The organism is Pseudomonas sp. Pseusp3 (genome assembly GCF_047304225.1).
In the GTDB taxonomy this organism is placed as follows: domain Bacteria; phylum Pseudomonadota; class Gammaproteobacteria; order Pseudomonadales; family Pseudomonadaceae; genus Aquipseudomonas; species Aquipseudomonas fluorescens_CD.
This window is the reverse complement of record NZ_JBGLYV010000134.1, coordinates 1-13,726: the sequence shown is the minus strand read 5'-3', so window position 1 is coordinate 13,726 and position 13,726 is coordinate 1. Positions and strand designations below refer to the sequence as shown.

Genomic DNA, 13,726 nt, shown 5'->3' with positions numbered 1-13,726 from the left:
TTACGAGGCCGCCGAGGGCCGCGTCGAAGCGCCGGGCACCGGCCTCGTAAGCGGCCAGCACGTTGCACAGGCCAAGGCCGCGAGTGTTGTGAAAATGCAGGGTCAGGTCTGATGAGGAGACCCTTTGCAGCACCCGGCGCACCAGCCGGTCGACCTGACGCGGGTTGGCCATGCCCGTCGTGTCGGCCAGGGTAATGCCCTGGATGCCGAGTTCCTGATAGGCCTCGACGATTTGCAGTACGCGGTCCTCATCGATCTTGCCTTCGAACGGACAGCCGAAGGTGGTGGCGATGCTGGCGTTGAGTCGCACAGGGCTGTCGCCAACGAAGTGCACAATCTCACCGAACGCCGCCAATGAATCCTCACAACGCATGCGCATGTTCGCCAGGTTGTGGGTCTGGCTGGCGGACATCACCAGGTTCAGCTCATCGGCCCTGCACGCCAGTGCCCGTTGCGCGCCCTTGAGGTTGGGGATCAGCGCGACGTAGATCACCCCCGGTTGCCGGGTGATGCCCTTGAACACCAGCTCGCCATCGCGCAGTGCCGGAATGGCCTTGGGCGACACGAACGAACCGGCTTCGATACGGCTGAATCCGGCCAACGACAGTTGGTCGATCAAGGCAACCTTGTCGTGGGTTTCAACCCAGGTCGGCTCGATTTGCAAACCGTCGCGCGGGGACACTTCCTGCACGATCAGGTGGTCGGAATAATCGCTGATCATTGCACCACTCCTTCGACTTTCAGGCGTTCGATGTCTGTTGCAGTCAGGCCCAGTTGCGCGAGGATGCCGTCGGTGTGCTGGCCCAGCCCGGGGCCGGACCAGTTCACACCGCCGGGGGTCTCGGAGAGTTTCGGCACGATGCCCGGCATCTTCACCGTGGCGCCACCGGGCAGCTCGGCATTGAGCAGCATGTCCCGCGCCCGATAGTGCGGGTCGGCGACGATGTCGGCCACCGAGTAGATGCGTCCGGCCGGGACTTCGGCAGCTTCCAGCGCGGCCAGCACCTCGTCAATGGGCAGGCTACTGGTCCAGTGGGTGATGGCGGCGTCGAGCAGGTTGCTTTTGGCTGCGCGTCCGTCGTTGTGGGCGAACTCCGGCGCTTCGGCCAGATCGGCGCGGCCGATGGTTTGCATCAGGCGCCGGTAGATCGGGTCGCTGTTGCCGGCAATCACCACGTAGGCGCCGTCGGCGGTCAGATAGGTGTTGGATGGTGCAATCCCCGGCAAGGCGCCACCGCTGCGTTCACGCACATGGCCCAGCATGTCGTATTCCGGCACCAGGCTTTCCATCACGTTGAACACGCTTTCGGCCAGTGACACATCAACGACTTGCCCGCCGCCCTGCCCGGTCTTGACCCTTAGCAGCGACATCAGCGCACCGATCACCGCATGCAGCGAAGCCAGGGAATCGCCAAGGCTCACGCCGACCCGCGCCGGCGGCGAACCGGGCGTGCCGGTGGTGTAGCGGATCCCGCCCATGGCTTCGCCTATGGCACCGAAACCCGGACGATCGCGATACGGGCCGGTCTGGCCGTATCCGGAAATCCGTACCAGCGTCAGGTTGGGGTTGAGCGCGTGCAACACGTCCCAACCGAGGCCGAGTTTCTCCAGGGCGCCGGGGCGCAGGTTCTCGATCAGCACATCGGCACTGGTCGCCAGTTGCTTGACCAGTTCGATGCCTTCCGGGGATTTGAGGTTCAGCGCCAGGGACTTCTTGTTGCGTGATTGCAGGTACCACCACAACGAGGTGCCTTCGTGCAGCTTGCGCCATTTGCGCAGGGGATCGCCCTGGCCCATGGCTTCGATCTTGATCACTTCGGCGCCGAACTCGGCCAGCATGCGCGCCGCAAACGGCGCGGCGATCAGCGTGCCGATCTCGATCACTTTGATCGCACTCAAGGGGGCAGTCATCGCGGGGTACCTCTTGTTCTTGGAATATGAGCCAAGGCTAGAGGACAGGGGACTCGGGAATCCAACCTTCAGTTAGCAACGGGCGTTCGCGAAATGCGAACGCTCTGGAAGATTGTCGCGACCTCAGGGCCGCCTTCGCGGGCAAGCCCGCTCCCACAGGGATCTTCGGTGTTCGCACAATTTGTGCTTCACATTGCCCACTGTGGGAGCGGGCTTGCCCGCGATAGGGCCGGTGCAATCAACCGGGACCTGTCAGGCTGAACCCCGCAAATGCTCAAACAACATCCGGCTCACCGGCGACAACAACGCCTCATCCCGCACCACCAGAATCAACGCCCGGTCAGACCATTCGTCCGTCAACGGCACCGCGTGCAAACCCAGCGCCCGGCCAAACAACTCATAGGCCCGCTGCGGAAGGATGCCGATCCCCATGTTGGCCTGGATCATGCGGCACATGGCGTCGAACCCTGGCACATGAATGCGCACCCGCAACACCTTGCCGGCCTGGCGGGCGGCGGCGTGGGTGCGCATGTTGATCGAACTGGCGGCATGAAGGCCGACGTAATCGCTGTCCAGCGTATCGGCGAAAGCCACGCTCGGGCGGCTCGCCAATGGATGGTGTGGCGGCATCAACACCACCAGCTTGTCCTGGCGATACAGCACGCTGTGCAGGCCCTTGATGTCGCTGTCGATGGAACAGATGCCGAGGTCGGCCACCCCGTCGAGCACACCCTGGATCACCCCGGCGCTGGGGCGTTCTTCGAGGTCGGTCTTGACCTGTGGGTGACGCTCGGAAAAGTCCCGCAGGTCCTCGGGCAAAAACTGAATGATCGCCGACAGGTTGGCGAGCATCCGCACATAGCCGCGCACACCGTGGCTGTGCTCGCCCAGTTCAAGGCCCATTTTCTCGACGTTGAACAGCATCTGCCGGGCATGGTGCAGCAGCGTTTCACCGGCCGGCGTCAGGGACATGCCCTTGGCCTGGCGCACGAACAGGCTGATGCCCAACGCCTCCTCCAGTTCCATCAAACGCTTGCTCGCCGCCGAGACGGCAATCGCTTCGCGCGACGCCGCACGGGTCAGCGTGCCCTCTTCATGGACGGCGACGAACAGTTGCAGAGTGATCAGGTCGAGACGGCGGATCAGGCTTTTTTGCAGCATCGGGTACTCGGCGAAGTCGGCTCGGGCGAAGTTGCAGCATAACGTTCTTCACCCAAGTCGTGCCGTGGTCCAGGCACCCGCTCGTGATAAAGTCGCCGCCCATAGACCTTTTGCCGTGAGACGAAGACCGCAATGACCGATTTCCAGGATGTCGATGCCCAACTTGAAGACTGGAACGCCTTGCGCAGCAGCACTTCGTTCAGTGGTTTGCTGGTGGGCAACGGTGCCAGTCGCGCGGTGTGGGACGATTTCGGCTACGAGTCGCTGTTCGAAAACGCGCGCACCGTTGAAGAAAAACCCCTGAGCCCGTCCGAACTCAGCGTGTTCGATGCGATGCAGACCCGCAGTTTCGAGCAGGTACTGAGCGCGTTGAAAACCACCAGCCGGGTCAACAAGGCCCTGGCCGTCAGCTCCGCCGCCCCGCGCAATCGCTACTACGCGATCAAGGAAGCGCTGATCAACACCGTGCACGCGGTGCATATTCCGTGGCGGCTGGTAGTGCCTTCGACGCTGGTTACCATCAATCAGGAACTGGCCAGCTACCGCACGGTGTTCACCACCAATTACGACCTGCTCAACTACTGGGCGGTGCAACACCAGCCTGAGGCGATCACCGATCTGTTCCAGGGTGCCGAACCCGCTTTCGACCTGAGCGACACGGCCACCGACAAGACCCGCTTGCTGTACCTGCACGGCGGTCTGCACCTGGTGCGCAACCAGGACGGTACGGCGCGCAAGCTGATGTCGACCGAGGGCACGTTGCTGGGCAATTTCGCCATCAACAACACGATCAAGACCCTCGACGACGTGCCGCTGTTCGTCAATGAAGGCCCGAGTGCGGACAAGCTCAAGACCATTCGCAGTTCGGACTATCTGTCGTTCTGCTACGAGCAGTTACTCGGTCACGGCCAGGCGCTGTGCATCTTCGGCCATGCGCTGGGGGAGCAGGACAGCCACATCATCCACGCCTTGCGCCTGGCGAAACCGCAGGTGGTGGCGATCTCGATTTACCCGCGCAGCAAGGCGTTCATCCAGCACCAGAAGCGGCATTACGCGAAAGTGTTCGAGGGGACGGGGGTTGAGTTGCGGTTTTTTGATTCGAAGAGCCACGCGTTGGGTGGCCCGAAGCTCACGGTTCCGGTTGAAGTCTAGCGGCGACACGATTAGCGCCTTCGCGAGCAAGCCCGCTCCCACAGGTTCAGCGTGATCCATGTAGGAGCGAGCTTGCTCGCGATGCTTTTGCAGTCAACTCATTCTTCAGAGCTGTGCACCACCACCAGCAACTGCGCCTGCACCTCACCCACCGAACGAATCCGGTGCGGCTTCTGCGCATTGAAGTGCAACGCATCACCACGATCGAGCAGCACGCGCTCGTTCATGAAGTCCACCTCCACCCGCCCTTCGTGGACGAACAGAAACTCCTCGCCCAAATGCTCCTTGAAGGTCTTGTCGGTGAACTCGGCCGGCGGATAAATGATGAACGGCAACAGGCTGCGTTCGCTGACCTGATGGGCCAGCACCGCGTAACCCGAATTGTTGTCACTGACACCCAAGGGTTGCCGTTCGTGGCTGCGCACCAGGCTGTAGCTGTCGAGGCTGACGTTGTCTTCAGAGAACAGTTCCTCGACCTTCACATTCAGCGCCTTGGCCAGTTTCAGGGCCGCAGCAATCGACGGCGTGTTCAACCCGCGTTCGACTTTCGACAGGTAACTCTTGGTCATGCCCGATTGTTCAGCCAGGGTTTCCAATGTCACGCCAAGTTTTTTTCTGAGTAATTTCAAACGGATAGACATGTAGAGCGATTTATCCATCAAGGAGGCAACGATTTGTCCTTGCCAATGACACAAGGTGTCATATAGCCTCTTTAGTGTCATTTGCACTCACCGACGACTTTGCGAGGAACCGGTGAAGGGCAAACCCGACGTCCATTGAATCACCCAAAGGACACCGATATGGCCAAGACATTAGCACTGCCCAAAGAGCAACTGGTCAAGCACGCGCTGAGCCAAATGCAAAATACCCTGGCGGATAATACGTGGACCGCCCGGCAAAAGCTGGCCCTGACCTGCCGCATCCTGTTCGAACACGGTCACGATTCCGGCCTTGCCGGACAAATCACCGCCCGTGGTCCGCAACCCGGCACTTACTACACTCAACAACTGGGCCTGGGTTTCGACGAAATCACTGCGGGCAACCTGCTGCTGGTCAACGAGGACCTGGAGGTGCTCGAAGGCCACGGCATGCCCAACCCGGCCAATCGTTTTCACAGTTGGGTGTACCGCGCCCGAGCGGATGTGAACTGCATCATTCACACCCATCCGACCCACGTTGCAGCCTTGTCGATGCTGGAAGTGCCGTTGCAGATTTCCCACATGGACCTCTGCCCGCTCTATGACGACTGCGCGTTTCTCGAAGGCTGGCCGGGTGTGCCGGTGGGCAACGAGGAAGGCGAGCTGATTGCCGGGGCACTGGGCGACAAACGGGCGATCCTGCTTTCGCATCATGGCCAATTGTCCACCGGCGGCACCATCGAAGAAGCCTGCGTCATCGCGCAACTGATCGAACGCGCAGCGAAACTGCAACTGCTGGCCATGAGCGCCGGGACCATCAAGCCGATCATTCCCGAACTGGGCCGTGAAGCCCACGACTGGATTGCCCGGCCCAAGCGGCATGCCGCCGCTTTCAACTACTACGCCCGGCAGATACTGCGCCAACACGCCGATTGCCTGAACTGAACCCATTGATAGAACGGAGAGACACCATGTCCACCGCAAGCATTCACGGCATCATCGGCTACACCATCACCCCTTTCACCTCCCACGGCGAAGGCGTTGACCTGGATGCCCTCGGGCGCTCCATCGACCGCCTGATCGAGGGCGGCGTACACGCCATCGCACCGCTGGGCAGCACCGGTGAAGGCGCCTACCTGAGCGACGCAGAGTGGGATCAGGTCAGCGAGTTCAGCATCAGGCACGTGGCCAGGCGCGTGCCGACCGTTGTCAGCGTGTCCGACCTGACTACCGCTAAAGCGGTGCGCCGCGCGCGTTTCGCCGAAGCTCACGGCGCCGATGTGGTGATGGTGCTGCCCGCGTCCTACTGGAAACTCAGCGAAGCGGAAATCCTCGCCCATTACCGTGCCATCGGCGACAGCATCGGCGTGCCGATCATGCTGTACAACAACCCGGCCACCAGCGGCACCGACATGTCGGTGGACCTGATCCTGCGTATCGTCAACGCCGTGAAAAACGTGACAATGGTCAAGGAGAGCACCGGCGACATCCAGCGCATGCATCAACTGCAACGTCTCGGCGAAGGCCAGGTGCCGTTCTACAACGGTTGCAATCCGTTGGCCCTGGAGGCCTTCGCCGCTGGCGCAAAAGGCTGGTGCACCGCTGCGCCAAACCTGATCCCGCAGCTCAACCTGGATTTGTACGAAGCGGTGTTGGCAAACGATCTGCACAAGGCCCGCGAACTGTTCTATCACCAGTTGCCGCTGCTGGATTTCATCCTCAAGGGTGGCTTGCCGGCGACGATCAAGGCGGGCTTGCGGGCGACAGGCCTGGAGGTCGGGGATCCGCGGTTGCCGGTGTTCCCGTTGAGTGAGGCGGGTTGTGGTCAGTTGCAAAAGCTGCTGAACGCCTTGCGCTGACTTCTTGCCATACACAAAACCAAAATGTGGGAGCGGGCTTGCTCGCGAAGATGGTGGAACATTCAATAGACAGGTTGAATGTGACGGCCTCTTCGCGAGCAAGCCCGCTCCCACAGGGGATGAGTGTTGATCTCAAAGCACCGGCAACGTCTTGTCCTTTACCACTTTGCTCGGGCCATTGGCCTTCACGCTGGCGATGCCTTTCTCCATGGCGGCATCGGAGGAATAGGCCTCGCTGCTGCCGATGATCTCGTGGTTAGCCGCCTTGAGATTAAAATACGGATGGCCATCCTTGGTGGTTTTCTTCTCGTAACGCTCATCCAGCGGGCTGTTGGCCTGGACCGAGGCGATGCCTTTGTCGGCGGCGGCGTGGGTGGTGTACAGCTCGCTGGTCAGAATGGTCTCGGCGTTGGCCGCCTTGAGGACAAACCTGAACTGGCCATTGCTGCTTTTGCTCACTTCATACCATCCGGACATGCTTTTTCTCCTTGGCGATTGAGAGGTTGTGCGCTTCAGAGTAAAGACTAGCCTCAGGCATCTGTCGCCTGTGCCGGCCCCTTCGCGAGCAAGCCCGCTCCCACAGGTTCAATGTGATACCTGTGGGAGCGGGCTTGCTCGCGAAGAGGCCGATTGCGGCGCTAAAAATGTATCTACTTCGCCGTCGCCCGCACCACCGACAACTCCGGCGCCGAACTCCGACGCTGACTCAAATACCGTGTACAACTCACCCGCAGGAACGAGGCGAAATTGACCACTTCGCCGCGATAGTCCATCACCTCTTCATACAGCTTGGCGATCAACTGATTGGTGGTCATGCCGTCGACCTCGGCGATTTCACTGAGGATGTCCCAGAACTGATTTTCCAGCCGCAGGGTGGTGACCACCCCGCAGATGCGCAGCGAGCGGGAGCGCGATTCGTAAAGAATCGGGTCGGCTTTGACGTACAGCTCGCACATGGACATGTCCCTCGTTACAGCGTGATTTTTGTACCCAGCAACCCCAGGAAACCGGCCAGCCAGTTCGGATGCGCAGGCCAGGCCGGAGCCGTGGCCAGATTGCCCTGAACATGGCCGTCCGTCACCGGAATATCGATATACGTACCGCCCGCCAGCCGCACTTCCGGAGCGCAGGCCGGATAAGCGCTGCATTCGCGACCTTCGAGAACACCCGCTGCCGCCAGCAACTGCGCGCCATGGCACACGGCGGCGATCGGTTTGCCGGCCTTGTCGAAAGCGCGCACCAGCTCCAGGACCTTTTCGTTCAGGCGCAGGTATTCCGGCGCACGGCCGCCCGGAATCAGCACGGCGTCATAATCGGCGGCGCTGACCTTGGCGAAATCGAAGTTGAGGGCAAACAGGTGACCGGGTTTTTCACTGTAGGTCTGGTCGCCTTCAAAGTCATGGATCGCCGTGCGCACGGTCTGGCCGGCGGTTTTGTCCGGGCAAACGGCGTGTACCGTATGGCCGACCATCAGCAGCGCCTGGAACGGCACCATCACTTCATAGTCTTCGACGTAATCACCAACCAGCATCAGAATTTTTTTCGCAGCCATGGGGAGGACTCCTCTGGAAGTGGGCGTGCAGGAGTATTCAAGGTAGTCCTTATCCTTGGGGGCGGGTAATAACCTGCTACTACGGCGTTATCGTTCTTCGCGAGCAAGCCCGCTCCCACAGGGGGCCGCAAACTGTACGGATAAGTCTGTGCCTAGCTGTAACAGCGGTTTACCCCGGGTTTATGGCTAGATAAAGGCCTCTTCCACCCCCCAAGATTCTGGTTGCCATCATGTCCTCGCGCGAAAACACCGGCATGGCCCTGGGCCTGCTCGGCGTTGTGATCTTCAGCCTCACCCTGCCCTTCACGCGGATTGTCGTGCAGGAACTCCACCCGTTGCTCAACGGCCTGGGCCGGGCACTGTTTGCGGCGGTTCCGGCGGCGTTGCTGTTGCTGTGGCAGCGGGAAAAATGGCCGACCTGGAAACAGGTAAAAGGCCTGACGCTGGTGATGGCCGGGGTGATCCTGGGTTTCCCGGTATTGTCGGCCTGGGCCATGCAAACCTTGCCAGCGTCCCACGGCGCGCTGGTCAACGGATTACAGCCGCTGTGCGTGGCGCTGTACGCCGCGTGGTTGTCCCATGAACGACCTTCGAAAGCCTTCTGGGCCTGTGCCGCATTGGGCAGTGCGTTGGTGCTCGGTTATGCACTGATCAGCGGTGCCGGCAGCATTCAGGCTGGTGACCTGCTGATGCTTGGCGCCATTGCAGTGGGTGGGCTGGGGTACGCCGAGGGAGGCCGACTGGCCAGGGAGATGGGCGGCTGGCAGGTGATCTGCTGGGCGCTGGTGCTGTCGACGCCGCTGCTGATCGGCCCGGTGGTGTACCTGGCGCTGCAACATCAGGGCGAAATTTCCGCCAAGACCTGGTGGGCCTTCGGCTACGTCTCGCTGTTTTCGCAGTTCATCGGCTTCTTCGCCTGGTACGCCGGGCTGGCCATGGGCGGCATTGCCCGGGTCAGTCAGATCCAGTTACTGCAGATCTTCTTCACCATCGCCTTCTCGGCACTGTTCTTCGGTGAACATGTGGAGCCGATTACCTGGCTGTTTGCTGGCGGAGTGATCGTGACGGTGATGCTGGGACGCAAGACTGCGGTGCGCCCGGCGCAACCGGGCACATTACCGGCCGCAATTCAGGTCAAACCTTAGCCGCGAGGTAACCGTCAGCGCGCAGCAACGTTTCCAGGCAATGCTCGCTGATGTGGTAGAAATCCTTCAGCTCCTGGATTTTCGCCAACAGTTGAGCCGGATCGACCGGCTCGGCGCGCTTGACCGCGAGGATCATCTTGTTCTTGTTGGTGTGGTCCAGTGAGATGAACTCGAACACCTTGGTCTCGTAGCCGCAGGCCTCAAGGAACAACGCGCGCAAACTGTCGGTGACCATCTCCGCCTGCTGGCCCAGGTGCAAGCCGTATTGCAGCATTGGCTTGAGCAGCGCCGGGCTCTGGATCTGCAGGCGGATCTGTTTATGGCAGCACGGTGAACACATGATGATCGCCGCACCGGAGCGGATGCCCGTGTGGATCGCATAGTCGGTGGCGATATCGCAGGCATGCAGGGCGATCATCACGTCCAGTTCGCTCGGTGCCACGCTGCGCACGTCACCGCACTTGAACACCAGGCCCGGATGTTCAAGCCTGGCGGCCGCAGTGTTGCACAGGGTGACCATGTCTTCACGCAGCTCGACGCCGGTCACTTCGCCTTCGGCCTTCAAGGTGTTGCGCAGGTAATCGTGGATGGCGAAGGTCAGGTACCCCTTGCCCGAACCGAAGTCCGCCACACGCACCGGTTTGTCCAGCGCCAGGGGTGACGAGGTCAGCGCATGGCTGAACACTTCGATGAACTTGTTGATCTGCTTCCACTTGCGCGACATCGCCGGGATCAGCTCATGCTGCTTGTTGGTCACCCCCAGGTCGGTGAGAAACGGCCGGCTCAGGTCAAGAAAACGGTTTTTCTCACGGTTGTGCTCGGTCGATGGCACTTCGCGCAATTGCTGAGGCTTGCTCTTGAACAGCGATGACTTGCCCTTTTTGCTGTATTCGAGCTGGGCTTCGTCGGTCAACGACAACAAATGCGCATTTTTGAACGACGCCGGCAGCAGCCCGGCAATGCTCGCCACGCCTTCGGCCAGCGGCAGGTTCCTGGTGATATCGCGAGTCTTGTAGCGGTAGACAAAAGACAGGCAAGGCTGCGCCTTGACCGTCACCGGTTTGATGATGATCCGCTGCAGGTCCGTTTCATCGCCCGCGTACTTGGCCAGCACCAGTTTGATGAACGCATTGTGCTCGATGCTGGTTCGCAGCAGGTCGATGAACTGGGCGTGATGATCCGGCGCGAGGCTGGCGGGAGTGGCGGTGACGGACATGAAAAAACGGCCTCAGGCGATGCAAATCGAATAATGCCGGTATTTTAAGGGGGACGAGGACTTTGGGCACGGGGTTATTTTGTGGCAGGTCCCAGTCATGCGGCCCAGGACCTCGATACAACCATCGAAACCTCAGGGTTCCACCAGTCGAAGCCTGCGGCTGTTCGGCGAGTTGATGATGTGTTTGACGATAAGCCCCACTGGTACTGCCCAGGTCAGGCCATTGGCGGGGTCGGTCACCACGGCAACCGTTTCGGAACTTGCATCGATGTCCAGGCGACGACGGTCGTTGCACGATTTGAGTACGCCGTAGGCACGACTAACCAGCCTTTCCGCCAGGTACACCGGTACATCCATATTCTGCAAATGCTTCACCGCACGACAAAACAGGACTTGATCGTCGATCCCCCCTTCACTTTCATGACGCCCCAGAAACGCCTGGGCCATAGCCAATAGTTCCTCATTCAGATCTGCATCTTGATCGATGACCTTCATGCTCACCCCTCCTGCGCCACTTCTGTCGTGCCAGGACTGACTGCAACAGGCCCGGCGGCACGGCGCAAATCGGGTCCGGCGCACGGCAGGCGTACAGCCGGATTGGGCATGCCACTGGGCGAAAGTTCATGGGTCATTTCAAATTCGGCACGTACCGACCAACCACACGCTTCCGACGTACATTGCAGATAGGCCACCCGCAGGAAAATATGTCGGCCCTCACTAGTGCGGATGCGCATCCTGTTCAAGCAGTGCGGACACACCATTTTATAAGTACTCATGCTTGATTCCCGACGGTCATTGGGTGGCAATCAACCTGATCAAACGCAATACTGCTTGAGAGGTTCTTTGTGGTGTTCCGGCCTTGTGAACAGTGTCTGCCAGACATAAGGAAGTGCATCGGGCAGACCTGTAATGGGTTCGAGCCAAGCTCGTAGGAAATCACCCTGATACCATTAGGAAGTTTCGACATCGTATTCTTCTGACTCATCTTTAGTGATTGATTACTTACAAGAAAAAAAGTACTCATTACGCATAAATTAGGCACTCAAAAAGCATATGTCAAAAGGAAGAGGCTCAAATTGCGTAGCAAAAAATCACAAGCTGTTCTGGCTCGCCTGAAGCAAGTTACCGGTACAAAAACCGATGCTTCTTTATCCTCCGCGCTACAGATCAGCCCGCAAACCCTTAGTAGCTGGCGAGGCCGCGACAGCACACCATACTCATTATGCGTAGAAATCGCTCAAGCCCGGGGAATCTCCCTTGACTGGCTGCTGCTGGGTGAAGGGCCGATTCTGAGACAAAGAGTTACTGATTCCTCGGAAGCCAATCAGGAAAGCACAACACGGGAAAACACCATTCTCGCGCTCTGGCGGTTGCTCGACGAAGATGATCGCTGCGCCATACAAAACGCACTCGAGGAAAAACAACGACTGCGTGACATGGAACTCAGACTTTCCGAAATGGCCTCTATCCTGGCAACACTTAAACTTTCGAATGAAACTTGATGGCCTGCCGGTAATGAAGTTATTCATCGCACTGATAACCCGTCAGCCTGAACACACGGTTCTAGCGAGCAACGCCTGTCACCCAGCCAAAGCAACCCTTTCACGACCTGTCATCTTCGCCCTCTCAGATGTCGAATGATTTCGCCGATACCCGCGCTATCGATCCATTGCATGAGCTTGATGCTGATGGGAATAACGATTAGCGCACAAAAAAAGGCTGTTACGCCGGCTGTCAGAAAAGGCGCCAGCGGATGCGCGACAGGCGTAAAGAGGTAACCGACACCTGCAGACAACAACCAGGAACCGATGCGCTGCCAGGCCTTGAAGTCAGTACGAGTGGTAGTGACCAGCCACGCGCCAAGCATTGCACCGAACAGCGCCTCGCCATCAACAACCGGCAGAGTGGCAATCCCCATTCCCAACATGAGCCCGCTGATACCGTTGTAGGTCGAATCAGTCAGGCTCATGTGCACCTCGCGCAATGACCGAGTCCACCAGGATCGCCCCCGACTCGATCGCCTTGAGCAATGCACAAGTGCGAGAGCTGACGTCGAACTTTCGGCGAATATTGGCGAAGTGAAAGTTGACGGTGGATTCCGCGCAATTCTCGATCCTGGCGATTTCCCAGGAAGTCTTGCCCTTGAAACACCACATCAGGATTTGTGTTTCTTTCGCCGTCAGCTTCGCCGTTGGCGTACTTCCCTCTCTGCCACGAGCTACCCGTGCCAAAGAGTCATTCGATTGTTGGGTTGGCATAAGAATCCCTCTACGCGGGAACACCCGTCACTGGGCGTCCACTGTCAGAGAGAAATACTGACGACAAGGCCGACCCCGGACAATTGACGGGAGTTGTAGCGGCGAGCGCTACACAACGCCATGCCAGGACCTAGCCAAGCACCACCAACCGGTTCGGCAACTCATTGCGCACGTGGGTCACTGGCACATGCACCTTGAGCAGCTCGCCGCAGGCTTCGATGCAACTGACAAACCCTTGCAGCGTCTGCCCCTGCTTCACCTGCTGGGTGAACGTGGCGACGATGGCGTCCCAGTTCTTGTTGTCCAGGCGACTGGATATCCCTTCATCCACCAGGATTTCCACATAACGCTCGGCCTCGGAAACGAAAATCAGCACGCCGGTGCGGCCTTCGGTGTGGTGCAGGTTCTGCTCCAGAAACTGCCGGCGCGCCAGGTTCGAGGCGCGCCAGTGGCGCACCGAGCGCGGGATCAGACGGGTGGTGACTTTCGGCAGGCGGAACACCAGGCACAGGATGATGAAGATGGCCCATTGCACCATCAGCAGGCTGTGCATGGTCAGCCAACCAGTGAGGTAGTGCACGATGCCCGGCACCAGCAGCGCCAGCAGACTGGCCCACAGCAACGGGATGTACGCATAGTCGTCGGCGCGGGCCGCGAGCACGGTCACCAGCTCTGCATCGGTATCGCGCTCGACCCGGGCAATTGCCTCGGCGACCTTGCGTTGTTCGTGTTCAGTCAGTAGTGCCATGTCGTGAATTGCCTGCTCGTTTTTATTATCACCAGCCGCCGGACGAACCACCCCCGCCGAAACTGCCCCCGCCGCCGCTGAAGCCT

Annotated in this window: 18 protein-coding genes; 5 read left to right on the top strand and 13 right to left on the bottom strand. The window is 59.6% G+C overall.

Going from position 1 to position 13,726, the window contains the following annotated elements:
• From ACCD00_RS27810 to ACCD00_RS27800, 3 genes are all read right to left on the bottom strand, one after another.
• Nucleotides 1-721: hydroxymethylglutaryl-CoA lyase (locus tag ACCD00_RS27810; protein WP_413428465.1), on the bottom strand; the 721-nt coding region annotated here is incomplete at its 3' end.
• Nucleotides 718-1,911 (bottom strand): CaiB/BaiF CoA transferase family protein, encoded by a 1,194-nt coding sequence (locus ACCD00_RS27805; protein ID WP_413428464.1) that lies wholly within the window; start codon nucleotides 1,909-1,911, stop codon nucleotides 718-720. The genes ACCD00_RS27805 and ACCD00_RS27810, both read right to left, overlap by 4 nt.
• Before the next feature lie 252 nt (nucleotides 1,912-2,163).
• Nucleotides 2,164-3,072 (bottom strand): LysR family transcriptional regulator, encoded by a 909-nt coding sequence (locus tag ACCD00_RS27800; protein WP_413428463.1) that lies wholly within the window; start codon nucleotides 3,070-3,072, stop codon nucleotides 2,164-2,166.
• A 132-nt stretch (nucleotides 3,073-3,204) separates the two neighbouring features.
• Here ACCD00_RS27800 and ACCD00_RS27795 point away from each other — a divergent pair, with 132 nt between their 5' ends.
• Nucleotides 3,205-4,224, top strand: a complete 1,020-nt coding sequence (locus ACCD00_RS27795) for a DUF4917 family protein (RefSeq protein WP_413428462.1) — start codon at nucleotides 3,205-3,207, stop codon at nucleotides 4,222-4,224.
• 98 nt (nucleotides 4,225-4,322) lie between these two features.
• Here the strand turns inward: ACCD00_RS27795 and ACCD00_RS27790 are convergent, their stop codons facing one another.
• Nucleotides 4,323-4,865: a helix-turn-helix domain-containing protein gene (locus ACCD00_RS27790; RefSeq protein WP_413428461.1), complete on the bottom strand. Its 543-nt coding sequence runs from the start codon at nucleotides 4,863-4,865 to the stop codon at nucleotides 4,323-4,325.
• 159 nt (nucleotides 4,866-5,024) lie between these two features.
• Between ACCD00_RS27790 and ACCD00_RS27785 the strand changes: the two genes are divergently transcribed.
• Both ACCD00_RS27785 and ACCD00_RS27780 read left to right on the top strand, forming a co-directional pair.
• Nucleotides 5,025-5,807: an aldolase gene (locus ACCD00_RS27785; RefSeq protein ID WP_057716053.1), complete on the top strand. Its 783-nt coding sequence runs from the start codon at nucleotides 5,025-5,027 to the stop codon at nucleotides 5,805-5,807.
• Nucleotides 5,808-5,833: 26 nt separating this feature from the next.
• A complete protein-coding gene (locus ACCD00_RS27780) occupies nucleotides 5,834-6,721 on the top strand; it encodes a dihydrodipicolinate synthase family protein (RefSeq protein ID WP_413428460.1) in 888 nt (295 codons plus the stop codon).
• 132 nt (nucleotides 6,722-6,853) lie between these two features.
• On the opposite strand, the gene ACCD00_RS27775 is transcribed toward ACCD00_RS27780, so the two are convergent.
• From ACCD00_RS27775 to ACCD00_RS27765, 3 genes are all read right to left on the bottom strand, one after another.
• Nucleotides 6,854-7,198, bottom strand: a complete 345-nt coding sequence (locus ACCD00_RS27775) for a YegP family protein (RefSeq protein ID WP_413428459.1) — start codon at nucleotides 7,196-7,198, stop codon at nucleotides 6,854-6,856.
• A gap of 173 nt (nucleotides 7,199-7,371) precedes the next feature.
• Nucleotides 7,372-7,677 carry a ribbon-helix-helix domain-containing protein gene (locus ACCD00_RS27770; protein WP_413428467.1) on the bottom strand — a complete coding sequence of 102 codons (306 nt, stop codon included), beginning with the start codon at nucleotides 7,675-7,677 and terminating at the stop codon, nucleotides 7,372-7,374.
• Nucleotides 7,678-7,691: 14 nt separating this feature from the next.
• The gene (locus tag ACCD00_RS27765) at nucleotides 7,692-8,273 is read right to left on the bottom strand and encodes a DJ-1/PfpI family protein (protein ID WP_413428458.1); all 582 of its coding nucleotides are present in this window, start codon (nucleotides 8,271-8,273) and stop codon (nucleotides 7,692-7,694) included.
• A 230-nt stretch (nucleotides 8,274-8,503) separates the two neighbouring features.
• On the opposite strand from ACCD00_RS27765, the gene ACCD00_RS27760 reads away from it, so the two are divergent.
• Nucleotides 8,504-9,418: a DMT family transporter gene (locus ACCD00_RS27760; protein WP_413428457.1), complete on the top strand. Its 915-nt coding sequence runs from the start codon at nucleotides 8,504-8,506 to the stop codon at nucleotides 9,416-9,418.
• Here ACCD00_RS27760 and ACCD00_RS27755 read toward each other — a convergent pair.
• The 3 genes from ACCD00_RS27755 to ACCD00_RS27745 form a co-directional block, all read right to left on the bottom strand.
• Nucleotides 9,408-10,634: a class I SAM-dependent methyltransferase gene (locus tag ACCD00_RS27755; protein ID WP_413428456.1), complete on the bottom strand. Its 1,227-nt coding sequence runs from the start codon at nucleotides 10,632-10,634 to the stop codon at nucleotides 9,408-9,410. The genes ACCD00_RS27760 and ACCD00_RS27755 overlap by 11 nt on opposite strands.
• A 132-nt stretch (nucleotides 10,635-10,766) precedes the next feature.
• Nucleotides 10,767-11,129 carry a hypothetical protein gene (locus ACCD00_RS27750; RefSeq protein WP_413428455.1) on the bottom strand — a complete coding sequence of 121 codons (363 nt, stop codon included), beginning with the start codon at nucleotides 11,127-11,129 and terminating at the stop codon, nucleotides 10,767-10,769.
• 2 nt (nucleotides 11,130-11,131) lie between these two features.
• Nucleotides 11,132-11,410, bottom strand: coding sequence for an ogr/Delta-like zinc finger family protein (locus tag ACCD00_RS27745; RefSeq protein WP_413428454.1), 279 nt, complete (start codon nucleotides 11,408-11,410; stop codon nucleotides 11,132-11,134).
• A 300-nt stretch (nucleotides 11,411-11,710) separates the two neighbouring features.
• Here ACCD00_RS27745 and ACCD00_RS27740 point away from each other — a divergent pair, with 300 nt between their 5' ends.
• Entirely contained in the window at nucleotides 11,711-12,136 is a 426-nt protein-coding gene (locus ACCD00_RS27740) for a helix-turn-helix domain-containing protein (protein ID WP_413428453.1), read from the top strand.
• 110 nt (nucleotides 12,137-12,246) lie between these two features.
• Here the strand turns inward: ACCD00_RS27740 and ACCD00_RS27735 are convergent, their stop codons facing one another.
• From ACCD00_RS27735 to ACCD00_RS27725, 3 genes are all read right to left on the bottom strand, one after another.
• Nucleotides 12,247-12,603, bottom strand: a complete 357-nt coding sequence (locus ACCD00_RS27735; RefSeq protein WP_413428452.1) for a putative holin — start codon at nucleotides 12,601-12,603, stop codon at nucleotides 12,247-12,249.
• On the bottom strand, nucleotides 12,590-12,892 hold the full coding sequence (locus tag ACCD00_RS27730; RefSeq protein ID WP_413428451.1) for a helix-turn-helix domain-containing protein: 303 nt from the start codon (nucleotides 12,890-12,892) through the stop codon (nucleotides 12,590-12,592). The genes ACCD00_RS27735 and ACCD00_RS27730 overlap by 14 nt, the downstream gene beginning before the upstream one ends.
• Before the next feature lie 130 nt (nucleotides 12,893-13,022).
• Nucleotides 13,023-13,640, bottom strand: coding sequence for a TPM domain-containing protein (locus ACCD00_RS27725; protein WP_413428466.1), 618 nt, complete (start codon nucleotides 13,638-13,640; stop codon nucleotides 13,023-13,025).
• Nucleotides 13,641-13,726 lie beyond the last annotated feature (86 nt).

Coding starts and splice junctions, on each gene's coding strand:
- ACCD00_RS27800 (WP_413428463.1), bottom strand. CDS start 3,072: ATGCTGCAAAAAAGCCTGATCCGCCGTCTCGACCTGATCACTCTGCAA.
- ACCD00_RS27745 (WP_413428454.1), bottom strand. CDS start 11,410: ATGAGTACTTATAAAATGGTGTGTCCGCACTGCTTGAACAGGATGCGC.
- ACCD00_RS27770 (WP_413428467.1), bottom strand. CDS start 7,677: ATGTGCGAGCTGTACGTCAAAGCCGACCCGATTCTTTACGAATCGCGC.
- ACCD00_RS27795 (WP_413428462.1), top strand. CDS start 3,205: ATGACCGATTTCCAGGATGTCGATGCCCAACTTGAAGACTGGAACGCC.
- ACCD00_RS27760 (WP_413428457.1), top strand. CDS start 8,504: ATGTCCTCGCGCGAAAACACCGGCATGGCCCTGGGCCTGCTCGGCGTT.
- ACCD00_RS27725 (WP_413428466.1), bottom strand. CDS start 13,640: ATGGCACTACTGACTGAACACGAACAACGCAAGGTCGCCGAGGCAATT.
- ACCD00_RS27750 (WP_413428455.1), bottom strand. CDS start 11,129: ATGAAGGTCATCGATCAAGATGCAGATCTGAATGAGGAACTATTGGCT.
- ACCD00_RS27775 (WP_413428459.1), bottom strand. CDS start 7,198: ATGTCCGGATGGTATGAAGTGAGCAAAAGCAGCAATGGCCAGTTCAGG.
- ACCD00_RS27755 (WP_413428456.1), bottom strand. CDS start 10,634: ATGTCCGTCACCGCCACTCCCGCCAGCCTCGCGCCGGATCATCACGCC.
- ACCD00_RS27735 (WP_413428452.1), bottom strand. CDS start 12,603: ATGAGCCTGACTGATTCGACCTACAACGGTATCAGCGGGCTCATGTTG.
- ACCD00_RS27780 (WP_413428460.1), top strand. CDS start 5,834: ATGTCCACCGCAAGCATTCACGGCATCATCGGCTACACCATCACCCCT.
- ACCD00_RS27790 (WP_413428461.1), bottom strand. CDS start 4,865: ATGTCTATCCGTTTGAAATTACTCAGAAAAAAACTTGGCGTGACATTG.
- ACCD00_RS27805 (WP_413428464.1), bottom strand. CDS start 1,911: ATGACTGCCCCCTTGAGTGCGATCAAAGTGATCGAGATCGGCACGCTG.
- ACCD00_RS27765 (WP_413428458.1), bottom strand. CDS start 8,273: ATGGCTGCGAAAAAAATTCTGATGCTGGTTGGTGATTACGTCGAAGAC.
- ACCD00_RS27730 (WP_413428451.1), bottom strand. CDS start 12,892: ATGCCAACCCAACAATCGAATGACTCTTTGGCACGGGTAGCTCGTGGC.
- ACCD00_RS27785 (WP_057716053.1), top strand. CDS start 5,025: ATGGCCAAGACATTAGCACTGCCCAAAGAGCAACTGGTCAAGCACGCG.